This is a genomic window from Pedobacter sp. 01N310, from assembly GCF_056399805.1.
The window spans coordinates 426,788-442,986 of the sequence record NZ_JBFTSB010000003.1 but is presented as its reverse complement, the minus strand read 5'-3'; the positions used below and the strand labels follow the sequence as shown (position 1 = coordinate 442,986).

Sequence of the window (16,199 nt, the reverse complement as noted above, 5' to 3'; positions counted from 1 at the left end):
CATAAATAGTAAACTTTGAAATATGGACCACAAAAAGTAAAGAGAATAAAAATAAAAAAATCGATATAGCTTAGTCGATGCAGACCATGATAACTACGATATGATAAAATTCTTTAAAACCAATTTACTCTTTTTAAGCCTTTTTGCAGGCCTTGCTGCAAGTGCCCAAAAAACAATTCTACCCGATGCCAGCTACAACCTGGTGCTAAAAGCACCAGTAACTACCTGGGATGAAGCACTTCCTTTAGGCAATGGTTTAATGGGCGGTTTATTATGGGGTGAAAAAAACACCATCAAACTATCATTAGACCGGGGCGATTTATGGGACGAGCGCACGCATGGAGAGCGCGAATGGTGGAAAAAGTACAATTATCAAAAAGGGGCAGAAATGATTGCCCAAAAGAACTTTAGTGCCATTACCTCCTGGTGGGATGGTGCATATCGAGGTGTGAGTCCGACCAAACTGCCAGCAGGCAGAATAGAACTTAAATTTCCTGACCAGGAGGAGGTTAAAGAATTTGAATTATTGGAATCAACTGCCGAAGGAGTGGCCCGTTTTAATTCGGGTGCAACAATAAATGCGCTGTATAGTGCAACTCACCCTGTCGCCATTCTTTCAATCAAAGGAATTGTTCCTGAAGCCATTGATCTTTTGAGTCCGATGGATGTATACAATAACAACAAAAAAGGACAGGCCGGGCCAAGCAGTGGTGGTTCTGTAAACAAACTGGGTTACCCCGATGCAATACACGGGAAGAATGGTAATGCACAATGGTATATTCAGGATGCATCAGAAGGACTTCGGTATTGTGTATATGTAGAGACTAAAAAAAATGGTAATGAAACTTTACTTGCCCTAACCATTACGTCAACACAAGATACAAAGGATCCTTTAGCCCTGGCACGCGAGCGTTGTACCAAGGCATTAAACAAAGGTTATCTAGCCATGCGCAAACCCCATGTAAAATGGTGGAGAACATTTTGGGAGAAATCGAGTGTAACAATACCTGATACGGCTATTCAAAAACAATATAACCTGGTACAATATTTTTATGGTGCGGCTTCACGTTTAAATGCCCCACCAATGCCACTGCAAGGTGTTTGGACAGCCGATAATGGTGCTTTGCCACCTTGGAAAGGCGATTACCACAATGACCTTAATACACAGATGACTTATATGGCCTACCAGGAATCGGGGCGATATGATGAAGGCGCTTCTTACCTCAATTTTCTTTGGGCTCGCCGTGATTTCTTTAGGGCCTTTGCCAGAGATTTTTATGGAACAGGCGGTTTAGCCTGTCCTGGCGTAATGTCGTATTCCGGCCAGCCTTTAGGTGGCTGGGGACAATACAGCATGTCGCCATCTATGAGTGCCTGGAGTGCACATTTGTTCTACCTGCATTGGCTGTATACGGCCGATGATCAGTTTCTAAAAGAAAAAGCTTATCCATGGAGCGCTGAAGTTGGCGAATGCATGTTGGCTTTATTGAAAAAGGACAGCACTGGTTTGTTAAAATTGCCGCTTTCATCCTCCCCTGAAATTTTTGACAATAGTCCGAAAGCCTGGTTAACACCCAATAGCAATTACGACCTGATGAGTTTAAAAATGCTCTTTCTTTCGTTAAAAGAAATGGCATTGGAATGCGGTAAAATTACAGAAAGTAAGAAATGGGCAGATGCAGCTTTAGCTTTGGGCGATTTTCACACCAAAGCCGATGGCACCTTACTTTTAGATGCCAACTATGAACTCAGTACCAGCCACAGGCATTTATCCAATATCATCGGCATTTATCCTTTCAATCTGATCAATACCGAAAGTGGTAAAAAAGACCAGGAGATAATTGAACCTACCATGAAAAGTTGGGATAAACTCGGTACCCGTGCCTGGGTAGGCTATAGTTTCTCGTGGATGAGCTGCCTGAGGGCAAGAGTAGGAGATGGTGAAGCGGCCGTTAAAAACCTCGATATTTTTGTTAAAGCTTTCGTGCTGCGGAATGGATTTCATGCAAACGGCGATCAGACCAAAAGCGGCTATTCGGGTTTTACTTATCGTCCATTTACTTTAGAAGGTAATTTTCTGGCCTCGCAGGCTGTACACGAAATGTTGCTGCAAAGCTGGAGTGTTACACCCGGCGAGCCACATACCGGCGTGATCAGGATCTTTCCTGCTGTACCTCAAAAATGGGCAGATGTTTCTTTTTCAAACCTAAGGGCCGAAGGCGGTTATATGGTATCGGGTATCAGAAAAAACAAAAAGATTTTCATGTTCAGTATTACAGCAGGCAAAAGTGGGAAACTTCGCATTAAAGATAATTTTATGGGAAAAACACCAAAGTGGAACGTCAAAAACGTGAATAAAATAGACGGAGTATATGAGGTTTATCTCAATAAAGGACAAAAGCTGATCGCTGAGTTTTGATTAAAAGAGGCAGTAGACTGCTTAAAAATGAATAGGTCCGACCTGGCCTGATTGGATATATTTTGGTCAATCTTTAAGATACCTTTAATACTGCATGGCAAATAGTTGAGGCTACCGTTTGGAGCGGAATCAGGTGAACTTTAGCCGAAAAGCCCTTTTTATAAATTATTGTTGATTTTCAGGATGTTGATGTGGTTGAAAAGTGACGACCATCAGTTTTCAATCTGGTGCGCCTCACAAAATTTGACGCAGAACAGGGTAGGTTTGACCAACAGTTTAATCCAATAACCCTGCTATGAAAACATTTAACATATTCCAGAAAAAAATCAGGCCTATCATCCTATTGTTTATGCTCTTCCCGCTGGTTACAGTGGCGCAAACAACATATCAGCTTTCGCAAACAGCCAGCAGTTCAGTTAAGGTAACGGGCACATCCAATGTTCACGATTGGTCGATGACATCCAAACAGTTCGAAAGCACAGGTACATTTAATTTCAATGCCCGTGGTGAAATGACGGACGTAACAGCCCTAAAATTTACCCTGGCAGCAAAGAGCCTCAAAAGCGGTAAATCTGCTATGGACAGCCGTACCTATAAAACGCTTAACGCAGCTGAGTTTCCTAAGATAAGCTATCAGCTCACTTTTGCAACAGTTACCATGGTACAGGCAAAACGGTATGCTATCCAGACAACAGGAATTCTGACTATTGCCGGGAAAACACAGAGCCTTTCAATGAAGGTAATGGCTTTGGTAAATGCAGATGGTTCCATCAGTTGCCATGGCAACGAGCAATTAATGCTAACCGATTATGGTATTGAACCACCAAGTTTTATGCTTGGCACAATGAAGGTGGGGAACAACCTCGTTGTCCGGTTCGAGTTCGAATATGTTAAGGCATCAGTAGCAAAATAACAGTTCATCACTAAGATAAAATCATGAAAAATAAATTTACACGAGTTTCTGCCCTAGCGGTAGCAATTACGAGTTTGTATAGCTTTGGGGTACAGGCACAGGTTTCCAATCTTAGGCCTTATGATAAATCCGGTATTAATGTTTTTGAAGCACCCAAAGATAGCAATGCCGGGTTTGATAAAATAAAAGTCCGTTTTGGTGCGGGATTTACCCAGTCTTTTCAAGGGCTGAAACACGAAAACACATCGGGCGGACTATATAAAATGACCCCTGGTTTTAATACTGCCAATGCCAATCTGTTCATGGATGTACAACTCTCAGATGGGATCAGGCTGAACCTCACGAGCTATCTTTCTTCCCGCCACCACAACGAAACCTGGGTGAAGGGTGGATATATACAGTTTGATAAACTGCCGTTTAAAGGCAAACTGTGGGAAGATATTATGTCGGTAACAACCATCAAAATCGGGCACATGGAAATCAACTATGGCGATCAGCATTTCCGCAGGTCGGATGGCGGGCAAACGATCTACAATCCTTTTATTGAAAATTACATCATGGATGGTTTTACAACTGAAATAGGCGGCGAAGTTTTAGTAAGAAAAAATGCGCTGTTTGGTTTAATCGGTGTTTCAAATGGAATGATCAAAGGTAATATCGATAGCCTGATCGCGACTCCCCAGGATGCAAATGTGCACAAATCACCAGCCGTTTATATAAAAGGCGGCTTTGATAAACAATTGAACGGTGATTTGAGGGTGCGTTTTGCAGCCTCTTATTATAGCAATAACAGTTCAGGCGGACAGACCTTATATGGCGGCGACCGTACCGGGTCTAACTATTTTATGGTGCTGGAAAAAGTTGGCGCAGTAAATACTACTAATGCTTTCTCCGGACGGTTTAACCCCGGTTTTACCAAAAAAGTCAATGCCCTTCAACTAAACGCGTTTATAAAATTTCAGGGGCTAGAACTGTTTGCAACTTATGAAAACGCAAAGGGGAGATCAAAAACGGAGGTAGGTAGCAGAGGAGCCGAGCAGATGGCAATAGATGGCGTTTATAGGTTCGGAAAGACAGAAAATTTCTTTATTGGTGCAAAATATAATGTAGTTACCGCCGCAATGGCTAATGTGCCAGCTGCCGGAACAACACCTGCAATAACTTATAATAATGATGTAAAAATAGACCGCATTGCCATTGCTGCGGGATGGTTTATGACCAAAAACATATTGTTAAAAGGCGAATATGTGAGCCAGAAATATAAAGATTTCCCAACTGCGGATTTCCGAAGCGGAGGAAAATTCAAAGGTTATGTAATCCAGGCTGTTGTAGGATTTTAGCCAATAAACTATTTGGCTGGAACGATTTTGTTCCGGCCTTTAAAAATCATGATGAAGCCACTGTTAATTATCCTTTTTTTGCTATCGGCCGGCTTGAGACCTGCAGGGGAAACCAAAACTACCTCAAGATGGGTAGTGAGTGAAAACAGTATGCTCACTGTTAATGGATCCACCAATATAAACCGCTTTTCCTGTGTAATCCTGCGGTATCCCAAAACCGATACCGTTCTGGTTTCGAAAGATAAAACAGACCATATTGCGCTTTCAGGAACCTTAAATCTGGAGCTGAAAAATTTTGATTGTAAGAGTGCGATGATGACTAAACAACTACTCAATACACTGCAGGAAAACAGGTTTCCAGTCCTAAGGATCAAATTCCTGTCCTTAAAAGAAATCCCTTCCGAAGGTCTGAATAGTTTTGTTAAGGGAGATGTGGAGATCACACTTGCAGGGGTATTAAAAAGATTCGAAATCTGTTATCAGATAAATGTTAAACGGGGCACTATCGAGCTGATAGGACAACAAGCCATTAATTTTTCTGATTTTCATCTGATTCCTTCAAAAAAAATAGGCAGGCTCATCCGGGCTAAAGATCAACTGGTTGTGGCTTTCTTTTTAAAAATGGAACGGGCAGGGTAATTCAGTTTGCTTAAATCCTACTATCGTAATGTGATTCTAACTAACTGTTTTTATTAACAAAAATTAACATAATCTTCGGTTAAACTTCAGAATGTCTTCAGATTTCGTCCATAGTTTTGTTACAAAGGATTGAGGTCTTCACTCAGATGCTCTACATGAGTATAAGATTTATAAGGATTAGGAAAGCTAATAACTTTTTATAGATAGAATTTTACAAATATTTTTTTGCCTTTGCTCTTCGCTATCAAACAGTTATCTGTCGAGACATTGGCTAAGTATTTTAAGATATTGCATATTCACTATAAAAGGACATGGATAGAAAAGATTTTCTTAATAGCATTGGGATGAGTACTGCGGCCTTTGCCCTGATTAACTGTATCGGTTGTAAGAAAACTGAAGGCAGCAGCTCTTCAGATACTACAGGCCCTACAGGGGTGAATTTTACATTGGATTTAAGCCTGGCCGCTAATGCAGCACTGCTAAGCAATGGTGGATCTTTGGTGTCAAACGGCGTCATCGTCGCAAAGACCAAAACTGGGACATATATTGCTGTTCAGCGTTCATGTACGCACGAAAGCTATACTTTGACTTATCAATCATCAAACAGCCGCTTTTATTGCCCCAACCATGGAGCAACCTTTTCCGAAAATGGAGCTGTGACCAATGGACCCGCCTCCCGCTCATTAACTGTTTATAATACCCAACTTACGGGGACTACCTTAAAAATTTATTCTTAGTTATGAAATTACTTTTTGTTGCCCTTTTTGGGCTGTTTGCCGTTCCAACATTGTGGATAGGGAATTTTTCAGAAGCGCAGAAACAAGCTAAAGCTACGCACAAACAGATCCTGATCAATTTTTCTGGCTCTGATTGGTGCGGCCCATGTATCCGCCTGCGCAAAGAGATTTTAGAATCCGAAAGCTTTGAACAATACGCCGCTGCCAATCTTTTATTGGTTAGGGCCGATTTTCCACGACAGAAGAAAAACCAGCTTCCAAAAGAACAGATCAAACTCAACGAATCATTAGCAGAAATATATAACAGGGACGGCAAGTTTCCTTTCACGGTTCTGGTAGATGAAAATGGGAAAGTACTCAAAAGCTGGGATGGATTCCCGGACGAGAGCGCACAGGCTTTCGTTTCTGAAATCTATAAACTAAAAAAATAATTCAGGATGGCTAAGTCAGTTTCTGTAAACCGGATACTCAAGCTCATGGGAAACCGTTTTGAGTTTACTGTGATCGCTGAAAACGAGCAGGCAGGTAATCGGGCGATAGATGCCGCAGTAGCAGAGGTGAGGCGAATAGAATATCTTTTAACAACTTTCAGCGATCTTAGCCAGACCAGTTTGATCAATGAAAATGCAGGTTTACAGCCTGTAAAAGTCGACAATGAAGTGATAGCGCTTATTGAACGGTCGATCAGGATATCGGAAATTACCGACGGTGCTTTCGATATTACCTATGGGTCGATAGATAAACGGCTTTGGAATTTCGATCAAAACATGAGCAGTTTGCCTGATGAACAGACGGCATTGGCATCTGTTGGGTTAATAGATTACCGAAACGTCATTCTTGACAAAAAGAATGCAACTGTGCTGCTCAGAAATAAAGGTATGCGAATTGGCTTTGGTGGAATTGGCAAAGGCTATGCAGCCGATAAAGCTAAACTCATCCTACAGCAAATGGGGATAAACAGTGGAATTGTAAATGCTGCAGGTGATCTGGTTACCTGGGGTACACAGCTTAATGGCCATTCGTGGACAGTAGGTATCGCCGATCCGGAACAGACCAATAGGCCATTTTCTTCGCTGAAAATCAGTAACATGGCGATTGCCACTTCTGGCAGTTATGAAAAATATGTTACTATAGGTGGGAAGCGCTACTCGCATACAATTGACCCCAAAACGGGGCTTCCGGTAAGTGGGGTGAAGAGCGTGAGTATTATTTGTCCCAGTGCTGAGCTAGCAGATGCCCTGGCTACCCCAGTTGTGGTAATGGGCGTAAAAGTAGGGCTCGAGCTGATTAACCAGATTAAACAAGTGGCCTGTATCGTAATCGATGATAATGATCGGGTATATACCTCAAACAATATTAATGTGATATAAATATGAAAAGTTCCAGAACATTTTTCCTTTCAATGGTTACCGCAGTATCGCTGGGCAGCCTGCTTAGTGCCTGTAGCAGCGTAAAGCCTTATCAAAAAAGTAAACTTAATGATGCAGACATGATTCTTTCGGCCCGCAAAGCCCAAAAATTTGAACAAAGTTTTCAGCTCTACCGCGAGGGTGCCTCGGGTGCCAACGGAGGCAAAAGCGGTGGTGGCTGTGGCTGTAATTAACATGGCGATCAGAAAATGAGAAAAATATATCTTCATGTGCTTTTCATGTACTTCGGTATCTTGAGCACCTATGCACAAACCAGGCCCGAGCCTGCAAAAGCAGATAGCAGTAAATATCAGTCACGGAAGTTAAAAGTCGATGAGATCAACCTGGTTTCAGCCTATTATCATCAGAATGGTAATAATTCTGCAGTTACAGGTGGTATTGGCACCGAGAAACTGAGTGATTTTGCCAATACCATAGATCTTCAAATGTCCAAGTTCAATAAAAGAGGTAAAAAAAATACTTTTCTTTTCGAACTTGGTGTAGATCATTATACTTCGGCCTCTTCTGATAAGATCGATCCTAGTACCATTTCTTCAGCTTCTTCTGCTGATACCCGCATTTATCCATCACTAAACTGGACGCACTCCAATGAAGAGACCGGAAATTCATTTGGATTTACAGGATCATATTCAACAGAGTTCGATTACCAGTCAATGGGAGCTGCTTTTAATTTAACCCGTTTATCAAAAGACAAAAATACCCAGTTTGACTTTAAACTCCAGGCCTTTCTAGATCAATGGACGGTGATCTTACCGATAGAACTGCGAACGGAAAATACCGGAAGAGGCGGTGAGCAATATGATACTGCACCAAGAAATTCTTTCAGTGCATCCTTCTCACTATCGCAGGTCATCAATCAAAAATTTCAGGCTTCCCTGATTTTAGAGCCATCTTATCAAAAAGGATTGCTGGCTACCAAGTATCAACGTGATTATTTTACAGATGGTTCGATGCGTGCTGAAACCCTGCCCGAAAAGCGTTATAAGTTACCTATAGGATTGCGGATGAACTACTTTTTGGATGACCGTTTTGTGATCCGCACATTTTACCGATATTATATGGATAACTGGGGCATAAGGGCTCATACGGCCGAACTTGAAATTCCTGTTAAGATCAATTCGTTCTTTTCTATAAGTCCTTTCTATCGTTACAACAACCAGGTAGGGGCCAAATACTTTGCACCTTATGGCCAGCATTCGCAGTCGGATCAATACTTTACCAGTGATTATGACCTATCCACGCTGACGAGTGATTTTTATGGTGCAGGTATCAGGTTTGCTCCACCTAAAGGCGTTTTCGGTTGGCAGCGCTTGAATATGCTTGAATTGCGATATGGTCATTATTCCCGGTCAACAAGCCTGGTTTCCAATATCGTATCGTTAAACCTAAAGTTTAAGTAAGCCAGTTTATCTAAACTGGCCTTTTTCCAACAGTGAAATCGTACTGAGCTGAATCTTATTTAACCTTTCCTGAAGTTCGAGGGCTTTGTTCTTTTCAGTGAGCAAAGCCTTCAACCGGTCTACTTCTGCAGTAAGTTTTTGTTTCTCCTGTAACTCCATCTTCGAGAAAACCTTTCCACTTTCGTAATAGCTGAAAAAATTATAGTTCAGGATTTCACTCACGCGGACCAAAGTAAGGATATCGATAGTTGCGGTATTCAGCATCTCCTGCGTTTTTGTTTTGCTGATCTCAAGGGCGGCGGCAATGTCTGAAACAGAGATATCTTTCTGCTTCATTTCCTTCCAGATCATTAAGCCTATATGGACACTCATCTTATATTATGGGATAATTTTGAAACATTGAAATTACGGAAAGCAGGCTGATTTAATCATTTTTTGTGGTAATGATAATTAGTCTAAATATTTCTTTAGCATATCATCATAATGATCGGGCACTTAAATGCTAACATCGGAAGAATCATTTTAATAACTGATGCGGCTCATATTTTTAACACGGGCTTTTTACAAACTTTATATCTATCAAAAAAGACCCATTATGAAAAAAATCCTGGTACCTGTTGATTTCTCTGCAACTGCAGAGAACGCAGCCGATTATGCAACTGATCTGGCCCATGGTATTGGTGCCAGAGTAGAACTGTTAAATGTTTTTCAGGTTCCGGAGTTTTCTCCTGCTGCGGCATCTCTGGTATGGCCGCTTGAAGAATATAAGCTTATAGAAGACGATGCTAAAAAAGCCTTAGGCAAACTGGTCGAAAAGGTTGAAGAAAAATATAAAAAGGCCCATCATGAGCTTGGTTTTAAAGCAGAAGTGTTTGGGAAATCTGTTCGTGGCGAGGTTGAACAAGAGGTTAGTAAATATTTTACCGAGTGTAAAATGAACCTCGTTGTGGCCGGATTAAACCATGCAGATAAGTTAACCAAAACGCTTATGGGCAGTGTTGCCAGAAAAATTATCGAGGAGGAAATACCTGTTTTGCTTATCCCTGCGGGATATCGGTTTAAGAAACCTAAGAAAATTGCTTTTGCCACAGATTTTAGCCATAGTGATATCCCCGTTTTATGTACACTTGCCGAATTTGCAAAACCTTTTAATGCCGATATACTCATTACACATACCGGTCATTCAAAATCAGAACCAGAAGGTTATAAGCATACAACCGAAGATTTTTTAAACCGGGTTGCCGATCGGGTTAACTATAGAAATATCTACCATAGGCATATTAACAGTGAACGGATTAAGGACGGTTTAGATTGGATCGTAGAAAACGGACAGATCGATATCCTGACCATGGTGCATCGAAAACACGGTTTTTTTCATCGCCTGCTTAAAGGTAGCTATACCCTGAACATGTCAGATCATATTCAGATCCCGCTTTTGGTTTTACCGCCATCACACAACATTCCGATGTAATGGTTCATCACCAGATAAAATTCAATTATTATAATCTATTGTTAAACAGAATATATGTATCCTAAAACAATGAAAGCTGCAGTTATCCATGAATATGGAGGACCACTGGCCATAGAAGAACTTCCGGTTAGACCGCTCAATCAATACGAAATTTTGGTTAAGGTAATTTCATGTGGGGTATGCCATACCGATCTGCATGCCTGTAATGGAGACTGGCCGGTAAAATCAAAAATGCCATTGGTGCCAGGTCACGAAGCCATTGGGTTGGTAGCGGCAATGGGACATGATGTTAAAACTGTTAAGGAAGGAGATGTGGTTGGTGTGCCTTGGTTATACAGTGCATGTGGCTGTTGCGAATTCTGCTTAACCGGTTGGGAAACATTATGCTATGAGCAGCAGAATGGAGGCTATAGCGTTGATGGAGGTTTTGCAGAGTATGTAATAGCCGATTCGAGATACGTTGCCCATTTCCCTTCGCATGTAAATTTTGCAGAAATGGCGCCGATTATCTGTGCCGGGGTTACCGTATACAAAGGTTTAAAAGAAACTGATGCAAAAGCAGGTGAATGGGTAGCCATATCAGGTATTGGCGGGCTCGGCCATCTTGGGGTTCAGTATGCAAAGGCCCTGGGCTTTCAGGTTGCCGCGATTGATATTTCAAACGATAAACTGGAAATGGCCAGAAAACTGGGTGCAGACATTGTTGTTAATGCGCTAGAACATGACCCAGGTGAATTTCTTAAAAAACAAACCGGGGGTATGCACGGCGTATTGGTTACGGCAGTAACACCTGTTGCTTTTAGTCAAGGGCTTTCTGCATTGCGCAGAAAAGGTACTTTATCGCTAAACGGACTACCTCCAGGCAGTTTTGACCTTCCTATATTCGATACCGTGTTGAACAGAATAACGATCAGGGGTTCTATTGTCGGCACAAGAAAGGATATGCAGGAAGCGATCGAATTTGCGGTAGATGGAAAGGTAAGGGCGCAGGTTAAATCAGCAAAACTGGAAGATATCAATAATGTGTTCGATCAAATGAAAAAGGGCGAGATTGATGGACGGATTGTTTTGGATATTTCTGGTGATTAGGTGTTTATTAATCAATATTTAACGAATAAGAAGATGTTAGGGACATTAAAAGAAGAGGATATAGAAAAGCTCCTTAAGGAACAATATATTGGCCGTTTGGCCTGCCATGCACATGGAGTAAGTTACATTGTGCCCATTAATTATGTGTATAGCAGCAGTACGGTTTATGCTCACTCTGCTCCGGGGCAAAAAATCAGGATGATGAAAAGTAACCCTCAGGTATGCTTTCAGACCGATCAGATCCGCGATACTTATAATTGGAAAAGTGTGGTGTGCTGGGGCAAGTTCGAAGAAATTACGGATGCTGCAGAAAAACAAAGGGCGCTACAGGGGATTATCCACCGAATGATGCCTTTAACCAATACCCCTTCAGAGCAACCATCGCATGGAACTGGCAAAAAAGATACTTATGATGAGGATATTATCGTGTTCAAAATTATCTTTCATCTTAAAACAGGTAGATTCGAGATAAACGATAGTGTTGAATAAGCGGTTTTAGCAAAATAATATACCACAAACTTTCCCAAAGGCATATTATAACGTTAAAAAGTGACCTCACTCACTTTTCGTTTTGACAGGCATCACCTCCAGATCAGTTCAACTATAATAGTTTTGCTGTCGAAATCATCGGCTTTTTGTTATAAAAGGCCAAACCTTATTACAAAACACCATGCCACATTCATTCCATATCCCTGTATTAGGCCTAGGCTATTCTATTGATACGCCACTAAAAGTTGCCAGGTACGGTATTTCGTCCGTGCTATCTGTTGTTGATGACGAACTGATTGAGCGCATGCGTGCTTATCATTCAAAAAACCGCCAGATTCATTTCGAAGCGATTCCTAAAGGTGAAACCGATTGCCGGAGTAAACGCATTACGGCCTACCTCAACTTTTTGTCGGACACGATAACCGACGATTTTAAAAACTTAAAAAAGCAGGATTTTGCCACTGGTAATGATATTTGCCGTTATTTTGAGCTACTGCCCGTTACTGCTAAATTAAAACATGGTTATGATCTGATGTTGCAATATCCTGAAGGTGAAACCAAGCAGACCTTCCAGGCGCTTTTAAAAAATTCAATGCGGGTAGGGGCTATTGATGTGAATATCATGGCCAAGGTAGATAAAATGAATTATGTAAATGGCGAATATTCTGGTGATACCAATACGGATGCATTAGCTGCACTCCGTGGTTTTGCGGAAAGTAAGCTGAACGCCTCTGTTGTACTCTCTGCTGGCATGAACCCGAAATTATACAGCTATATGGAAAATTTTGAAGACTTTTTCCCTGATGAAAATGGCAAGCTGAAAAAGAAAATCATCTTAAAGGTTAGCGACTTCAGATCGGCCCTGATCCAGGCTAAATTTTTGGCAAAAAAGGGTTTATGGGTTTCAGAATTCAGGATAGAGTCGGGCTTAAATTGTGGAGGCCATGCATTTGCAACAGAAGGATACTTACTTGGGCCGATTTTGGAAGAATTTAAGCTCAAAAAAAACGATATGCTTGCTGAGCTTTTTAACATGTACCAATCTGCTTTGGCGCAAAAGGGAATCCCAACAGAAAAACAGCTCAAGCAGCGGATCAGTGTCCAGGGTGGGATTGGTACGGCTGCAGAACACGATTTCCTCCTTCAACATTACAATCTCGATGCAACAGGATGGGGAAGTCCTTTTTTATTAGTCCCCGAAGTAACGAATGTAGATGCCGAAACATTGGCGCAATTGGCCAGCTCAACAGAAAGCGATTTTTATCTAAGTGGAGCCTCTCCGCTGGGTATTCAGTTTAATAATTTTAAAAACAGTACAATAGAACTTCAGCGTACCGAGCGGATTGAAAAGGGCAGGCCGGGAAGTCCATGTACCAAGAAATATCTTTGCAACAATACCGAATTTACTGAGCAAGCCATCTGTACGGCATCCCGCGAATATCAGCACTTAAAAATCAAAAGTCTTAAAACTGCTGGCCTATCAGCTGATGAATACCAAAAACAGTTTAATCTGGTAACCGAAAAAGTTTGCCTTTGTGAGGGCTTATGCGCCGCTACCTATCTCAAATATAACATGGCTAAACCCAAAGAAAGCACCGCAGTAGCCATTTGCCCAGGGCCAAACCTGGCCTATTTTTCTGATGTGTATTCACTTGATGAAATGGTTGGTCATATTTACGGGAAAATTAACCTGTTGAGGCAGGTAGAACGGCCACATATATTCATCAAAGAACTCAATCTTTATATCGATTATCTTCAGGAAGATATCAAACAGCAGCTTCAGCATTTCAGCGATAAAAAAATAAAACAGTTAAACGGATTCAAACTCCAGCTGGCCGAAGGGATTAATTATTATAAAAAGCTTTTTGCCGAGGTTGCAGATCAGGCATCTGGAGAATTAAAGGGATTATATGAACAGCTGGCGAAGTCGAAAGGCAAACTGGACGGATTGATTATTGAATAAGAGAAAAAAGATCGCAAATAACTTTTCTATATTTACAAGGATATACTGATGTATTACATGGATAGATCGAGATTTTTAGATGCCATTATTGAAAATGCCATTGATGGGATTATTACCATTGATGATAAGGGGCTTATAGAACATTTAAACCCGGCTGCACTTGAGCTTTTTGGTTATGGCAGAGCAGAACTGGTTGGGAAAAACGTATCGGTGTTAATGCCAGAACCAGATCATTCGCGCCATGATGGTTACTTATCCAGATATGAACATACCGGGCAGAAACACATTATCGGAACTGGGAGAGAAGTTTCTGGTAAACGTAAGGATGGCTCGGTTTTTCCTTTCAGGCTGGGGGTAAGCGAAATAAAATTTAGCGACCGTAAAATTTATACCGGTTTTATCCACGATCTGAGTAAAGAAAAGGCCAATGAAGAGCAGATCAGAAGTTACACCGAAAAATTAGAGGTCAAGATCAAGGAACGCACACACGATCTGGTAAAGCTGGTATCCGAACTCGAAATGGCCAAAGAAAATATGCAGGCGCTTTTTCAGAAAGAGAAGGAACTCAATCAGCTCAAAACAAGGTTTGTTTCTATGGCCTCGCATGAGTTTAGAACACCACTCAGTTCGATACAATTATCGGCTTCTTTAATCGATAAATATACCTCCAGGCATGATGTTGCCAGTGTAGAAAAACATACGCTGAAAATCAAAAATTCGATCAATAACCTTACTACAATTTTAAACGATTTCCTCTCGCTCGAAAAACTCGAGGCCGGAAAAGTGGAAGCATCGGCACAATCTTTCAATATCATCAGCTTTGCTGAAGAAATAGCTGAAGAAATGCAGATGATGACCAAAGAGAACCAGCATATTATTTACGAACACACAGGTACGACCGCCGAAGTTTACCTCGATCCGAACCTGTTGAAAAACTGCGTCATTAATCTGATCTCCAATTCGATAAAATACTCTGGCGCAGATACTTTGATCCAGTTCAATTCTATTTTAAAAGATGATGAACTCATTTTGGAGGTGAAAGACAATGGAATCGGCATTCCAAAAGTAGATCAGCAAAATCTGTTCGAACCATTTTTCAGGGCACACAATACGGGCGACATCCCCGGCACAGGTTTAGGCCTGAACATTGTAAAAAGATATGTAGGTTTGATGAATGGCACCGTAGCCTGCCAGAGCGAACAAAATTCAGGTACGGTTTTTACGCTCAGCTTTACCTTCAATAAATAATTTACTTTTAATAACCATTCCTATGAACAAGAAAGTTTTGATTATTGAAGATAATGACGACATAAGGGAAAGTACAGCTGAGGTGCTGGATCTGGCAGGTTATGAAACTTTTACCGCGAAACATGGTAAATTAGGTGTAGAAATGGCTTTGAATCATTTGCCTGATGTGATCCTCTGTGATATCATGATGCCAGAACTGGATGGTTATGGGGTTTTGTACCTGCTGAACAAAAACCAGAAAACAGCAAATATTCCTTTTATTTTCATTACGGCAAAAACCGAGCGGGCAGACATGCGCAAAGGCATGGAAATGGGTGCAGATGATTACCTCACCAAACCGTTTGATGATATAGAACTTTTTAAGGCTATAGAAAGCAGGTTTAAAAAGAAACAACAATCAGCTGGCTTTAATGCAGCGTCGGGCAATAGCGAAGCGGTGATGGACGAGCTCCGTAAAAAGGGTAAATCAAGGCCAATTACCAACAAACAGATTATTTATGTGGAAGGGGATGAACCGACCCATCTTTATTATGTAGTTAAGGGCCAGGTAAAAACCTACAAACGTTTTAAGGATGGCAGGGAGCTTTCGTCGAGCTTGTATCATGATGGCGATTTTTTTGGATATGAAAGTTTGTGTAATGGCGAAGTATACACAGACAATGCAGCAACCTTAATTGAATCAGAAATTATCCATATTCCCAAAGCCGATTTTATGGAGTACCTGCTCAACCATCAGGCCGTATCCAAAACTTTTATTGCTTTATTGTCTGGAAATGTGCGCGATAAGGGAAAGCAAATGCTTCAACTGGCCTATTCATCGGTACGGAAACGTGTAGCAGAAGCGTTGCTACAAGTGGCTGCTAAATTTGGAGACGGTGTTGAAGATAGCTGTACCATCCGGATTTCTCGTGATGACCTGGCTGCATTGGTAGGTACGGCCAGCGAAACCGTAAGCCGAATGCTTGCTGATTTTAAAGATGAAAAACTGATCGATAAAACAGGCAATGCCATAAATATCCGCTCGATCGAAAAACTCAGAAACATTAAACAGTAGCGCGATC

16 protein-coding genes are annotated in these 16,199 nt (G+C 41.3%); 15 read left to right on the top strand and 1 reads right to left on the bottom strand.

Going from position 1 to position 16,199, the window contains the following annotated elements:
• Positions 1-100 precede the first annotated feature (100 nt).
• The 9 genes from AC1DNH_RS09855 (at position 101) to AC1DNH_RS09815 (ending at position 8,878) form a co-directional block, all read left to right on the top strand.
• Positions 101-2,419, top strand: coding sequence for a glycosyl hydrolase family 95 catalytic domain-containing protein (locus AC1DNH_RS09855; protein WP_477581381.1), 2,319 nt, complete (start codon positions 101-103; stop codon positions 2,417-2,419).
• Between the two features lie 295 nt (positions 2,420-2,714).
• Positions 2,715-3,332 carry a YceI family protein gene (locus tag AC1DNH_RS09850; RefSeq protein ID WP_477581382.1) on the top strand — a complete coding sequence of 206 codons (618 nt, stop codon included), beginning with the start codon at positions 2,715-2,717 and terminating at the stop codon, positions 3,330-3,332.
• A 23-nt stretch (positions 3,333-3,355) separates the two neighbouring features.
• Entirely contained in the window at positions 3,356-4,672 is a 1,317-nt protein-coding gene (locus AC1DNH_RS09845) for a hypothetical protein (protein WP_477581384.1), read from the top strand.
• Positions 4,673-4,720: 48 nt separating this feature from the next.
• The gene (locus AC1DNH_RS09840) at positions 4,721-5,311 is read left to right on the top strand and encodes a YceI family protein (RefSeq protein WP_477625352.1); all 591 of its coding nucleotides are present in this window, start codon (positions 4,721-4,723) and stop codon (positions 5,309-5,311) included.
• A 344-nt stretch (positions 5,312-5,655) separates the two neighbouring features.
• The gene (locus AC1DNH_RS09835; protein ID WP_477625351.1) at positions 5,656-6,048 is read left to right on the top strand and encodes a QcrA and Rieske domain-containing protein; all 393 of its coding nucleotides are present in this window, start codon (positions 5,656-5,658) and stop codon (positions 6,046-6,048) included.
• A gap of 2 nt (positions 6,049-6,050) precedes the next feature.
• Positions 6,051-6,479, top strand: a complete 429-nt coding sequence (locus AC1DNH_RS09830) for a thioredoxin family protein (RefSeq protein ID WP_477585566.1) — start codon at positions 6,051-6,053, stop codon at positions 6,477-6,479.
• 6 nt (positions 6,480-6,485) lie between these two features.
• A complete protein-coding gene (locus AC1DNH_RS09825) occupies positions 6,486-7,418 on the top strand; it encodes an FAD:protein FMN transferase (RefSeq protein ID WP_477610552.1) in 933 nt (310 codons plus the stop codon).
• 2 nt (positions 7,419-7,420) lie between these two features.
• The gene (locus AC1DNH_RS09820; RefSeq protein ID WP_477610551.1) at positions 7,421-7,651 is read left to right on the top strand and encodes a DUF4266 domain-containing protein; all 231 of its coding nucleotides are present in this window, start codon (positions 7,421-7,423) and stop codon (positions 7,649-7,651) included.
• A 15-nt stretch (positions 7,652-7,666) separates the two neighbouring features.
• Positions 7,667-8,878 carry a DUF3570 domain-containing protein gene (locus AC1DNH_RS09815; RefSeq protein WP_477610550.1) on the top strand — a complete coding sequence of 404 codons (1,212 nt, stop codon included), beginning with the start codon at positions 7,667-7,669 and terminating at the stop codon, positions 8,876-8,878.
• A gap of 6 nt (positions 8,879-8,884) precedes the next feature.
• Here AC1DNH_RS09815 and AC1DNH_RS09810 read toward each other — a convergent pair whose 3' ends face one another.
• Positions 8,885-9,250 (bottom strand): helix-turn-helix domain-containing protein, encoded by a 366-nt coding sequence (locus AC1DNH_RS09810; protein ID WP_477610549.1) that lies wholly within the window; start codon positions 9,248-9,250, stop codon positions 8,885-8,887.
• A gap of 223 nt (positions 9,251-9,473) precedes the next feature.
• Here AC1DNH_RS09810 and AC1DNH_RS09805 point away from each other — a divergent pair, with 223 nt between their 5' ends.
• The 6 genes from AC1DNH_RS09805 to AC1DNH_RS09780 all read left to right on the top strand — a co-directional run bounded on the left by AC1DNH_RS09805 (position 9,474) and on the right by AC1DNH_RS09780 (position 16,192).
• On the top strand, positions 9,474-10,349 hold the full coding sequence (locus AC1DNH_RS09805) for a universal stress protein (RefSeq protein WP_477582410.1): 876 nt from the start codon (positions 9,474-9,476) through the stop codon (positions 10,347-10,349).
• 69 nt (positions 10,350-10,418) lie between these two features.
• Positions 10,419-11,438: an alcohol dehydrogenase AdhP gene (gene adhP, locus AC1DNH_RS09800; RefSeq protein ID WP_477582409.1), complete on the top strand. Its 1,020-nt coding sequence runs from the start codon at positions 10,419-10,421 to the stop codon at positions 11,436-11,438.
• 33 nt (positions 11,439-11,471) lie between these two features.
• A complete protein-coding gene (locus AC1DNH_RS09795) occupies positions 11,472-11,927 on the top strand; it encodes a pyridoxamine 5'-phosphate oxidase family protein (protein ID WP_477582408.1) in 456 nt (151 codons plus the stop codon).
• A 181-nt stretch (positions 11,928-12,108) separates the two neighbouring features.
• On the top strand, positions 12,109-13,890 hold the full coding sequence (locus tag AC1DNH_RS09790; protein ID WP_477582406.1) for a hypothetical protein: 1,782 nt from the start codon (positions 12,109-12,111) through the stop codon (positions 13,888-13,890).
• Between the two features lie 57 nt (positions 13,891-13,947).
• Positions 13,948-15,138: a PAS domain-containing sensor histidine kinase gene (locus AC1DNH_RS09785; RefSeq protein ID WP_477582404.1), complete on the top strand. Its 1,191-nt coding sequence runs from the start codon at positions 13,948-13,950 to the stop codon at positions 15,136-15,138.
• A gap of 22 nt (positions 15,139-15,160) precedes the next feature.
• A complete protein-coding gene (locus AC1DNH_RS09780) occupies positions 15,161-16,192 on the top strand; it encodes a response regulator (RefSeq protein ID WP_477609909.1) in 1,032 nt (343 codons plus the stop codon).
• Positions 16,193-16,199: the final 7 nt, after the last annotated feature.

Bases quoted from the DNA above. Each gene is read 5' to 3' on its own strand.
- AC1DNH_RS09855 (WP_477581381.1), top strand. From the start codon at position 101: ATGATAAAATTCTTTAAAACCAATTTACTCTTTTTAAGCCTTTTTGCA.
- AC1DNH_RS09850 (WP_477581382.1), top strand. From the start codon at position 2,715: ATGAAAACATTTAACATATTCCAGAAAAAAATCAGGCCTATCATCCTA.
- AC1DNH_RS09845 (WP_477581384.1), top strand. From the start codon at position 3,356: ATGAAAAATAAATTTACACGAGTTTCTGCCCTAGCGGTAGCAATTACG.
- AC1DNH_RS09840 (WP_477625352.1), top strand. From the start codon at position 4,721: ATGATGAAGCCACTGTTAATTATCCTTTTTTTGCTATCGGCCGGCTTG.
- AC1DNH_RS09835 (WP_477625351.1), top strand. From the start codon at position 5,656: ATGAGTACTGCGGCCTTTGCCCTGATTAACTGTATCGGTTGTAAGAAA.
- AC1DNH_RS09830 (WP_477585566.1), top strand. From the start codon at position 6,051: ATGAAATTACTTTTTGTTGCCCTTTTTGGGCTGTTTGCCGTTCCAACA.
- AC1DNH_RS09825 (WP_477610552.1), top strand. From the start codon at position 6,486: ATGGCTAAGTCAGTTTCTGTAAACCGGATACTCAAGCTCATGGGAAAC.
- AC1DNH_RS09820 (WP_477610551.1), top strand. From the start codon at position 7,421: ATGAAAAGTTCCAGAACATTTTTCCTTTCAATGGTTACCGCAGTATCG.
- AC1DNH_RS09815 (WP_477610550.1), top strand. From the start codon at position 7,667: ATGAGAAAAATATATCTTCATGTGCTTTTCATGTACTTCGGTATCTTG.
- AC1DNH_RS09810 (WP_477610549.1), bottom strand. From the start codon at position 9,250: ATGAGTGTCCATATAGGCTTAATGATCTGGAAGGAAATGAAGCAGAAA.
- AC1DNH_RS09805 (WP_477582410.1), top strand. From the start codon at position 9,474: ATGAAAAAAATCCTGGTACCTGTTGATTTCTCTGCAACTGCAGAGAAC.
- adhP (WP_477582409.1), top strand. From the start codon at position 10,419: ATGAAAGCTGCAGTTATCCATGAATATGGAGGACCACTGGCCATAGAA.
- AC1DNH_RS09795 (WP_477582408.1), top strand. From the start codon at position 11,472: ATGTTAGGGACATTAAAAGAAGAGGATATAGAAAAGCTCCTTAAGGAA.
- AC1DNH_RS09790 (WP_477582406.1), top strand. From the start codon at position 12,109: ATGCCACATTCATTCCATATCCCTGTATTAGGCCTAGGCTATTCTATT.
- AC1DNH_RS09785 (WP_477582404.1), top strand. From the start codon at position 13,948: ATGGATAGATCGAGATTTTTAGATGCCATTATTGAAAATGCCATTGAT.
- AC1DNH_RS09780 (WP_477609909.1), top strand. From the start codon at position 15,161: ATGAACAAGAAAGTTTTGATTATTGAAGATAATGACGACATAAGGGAA.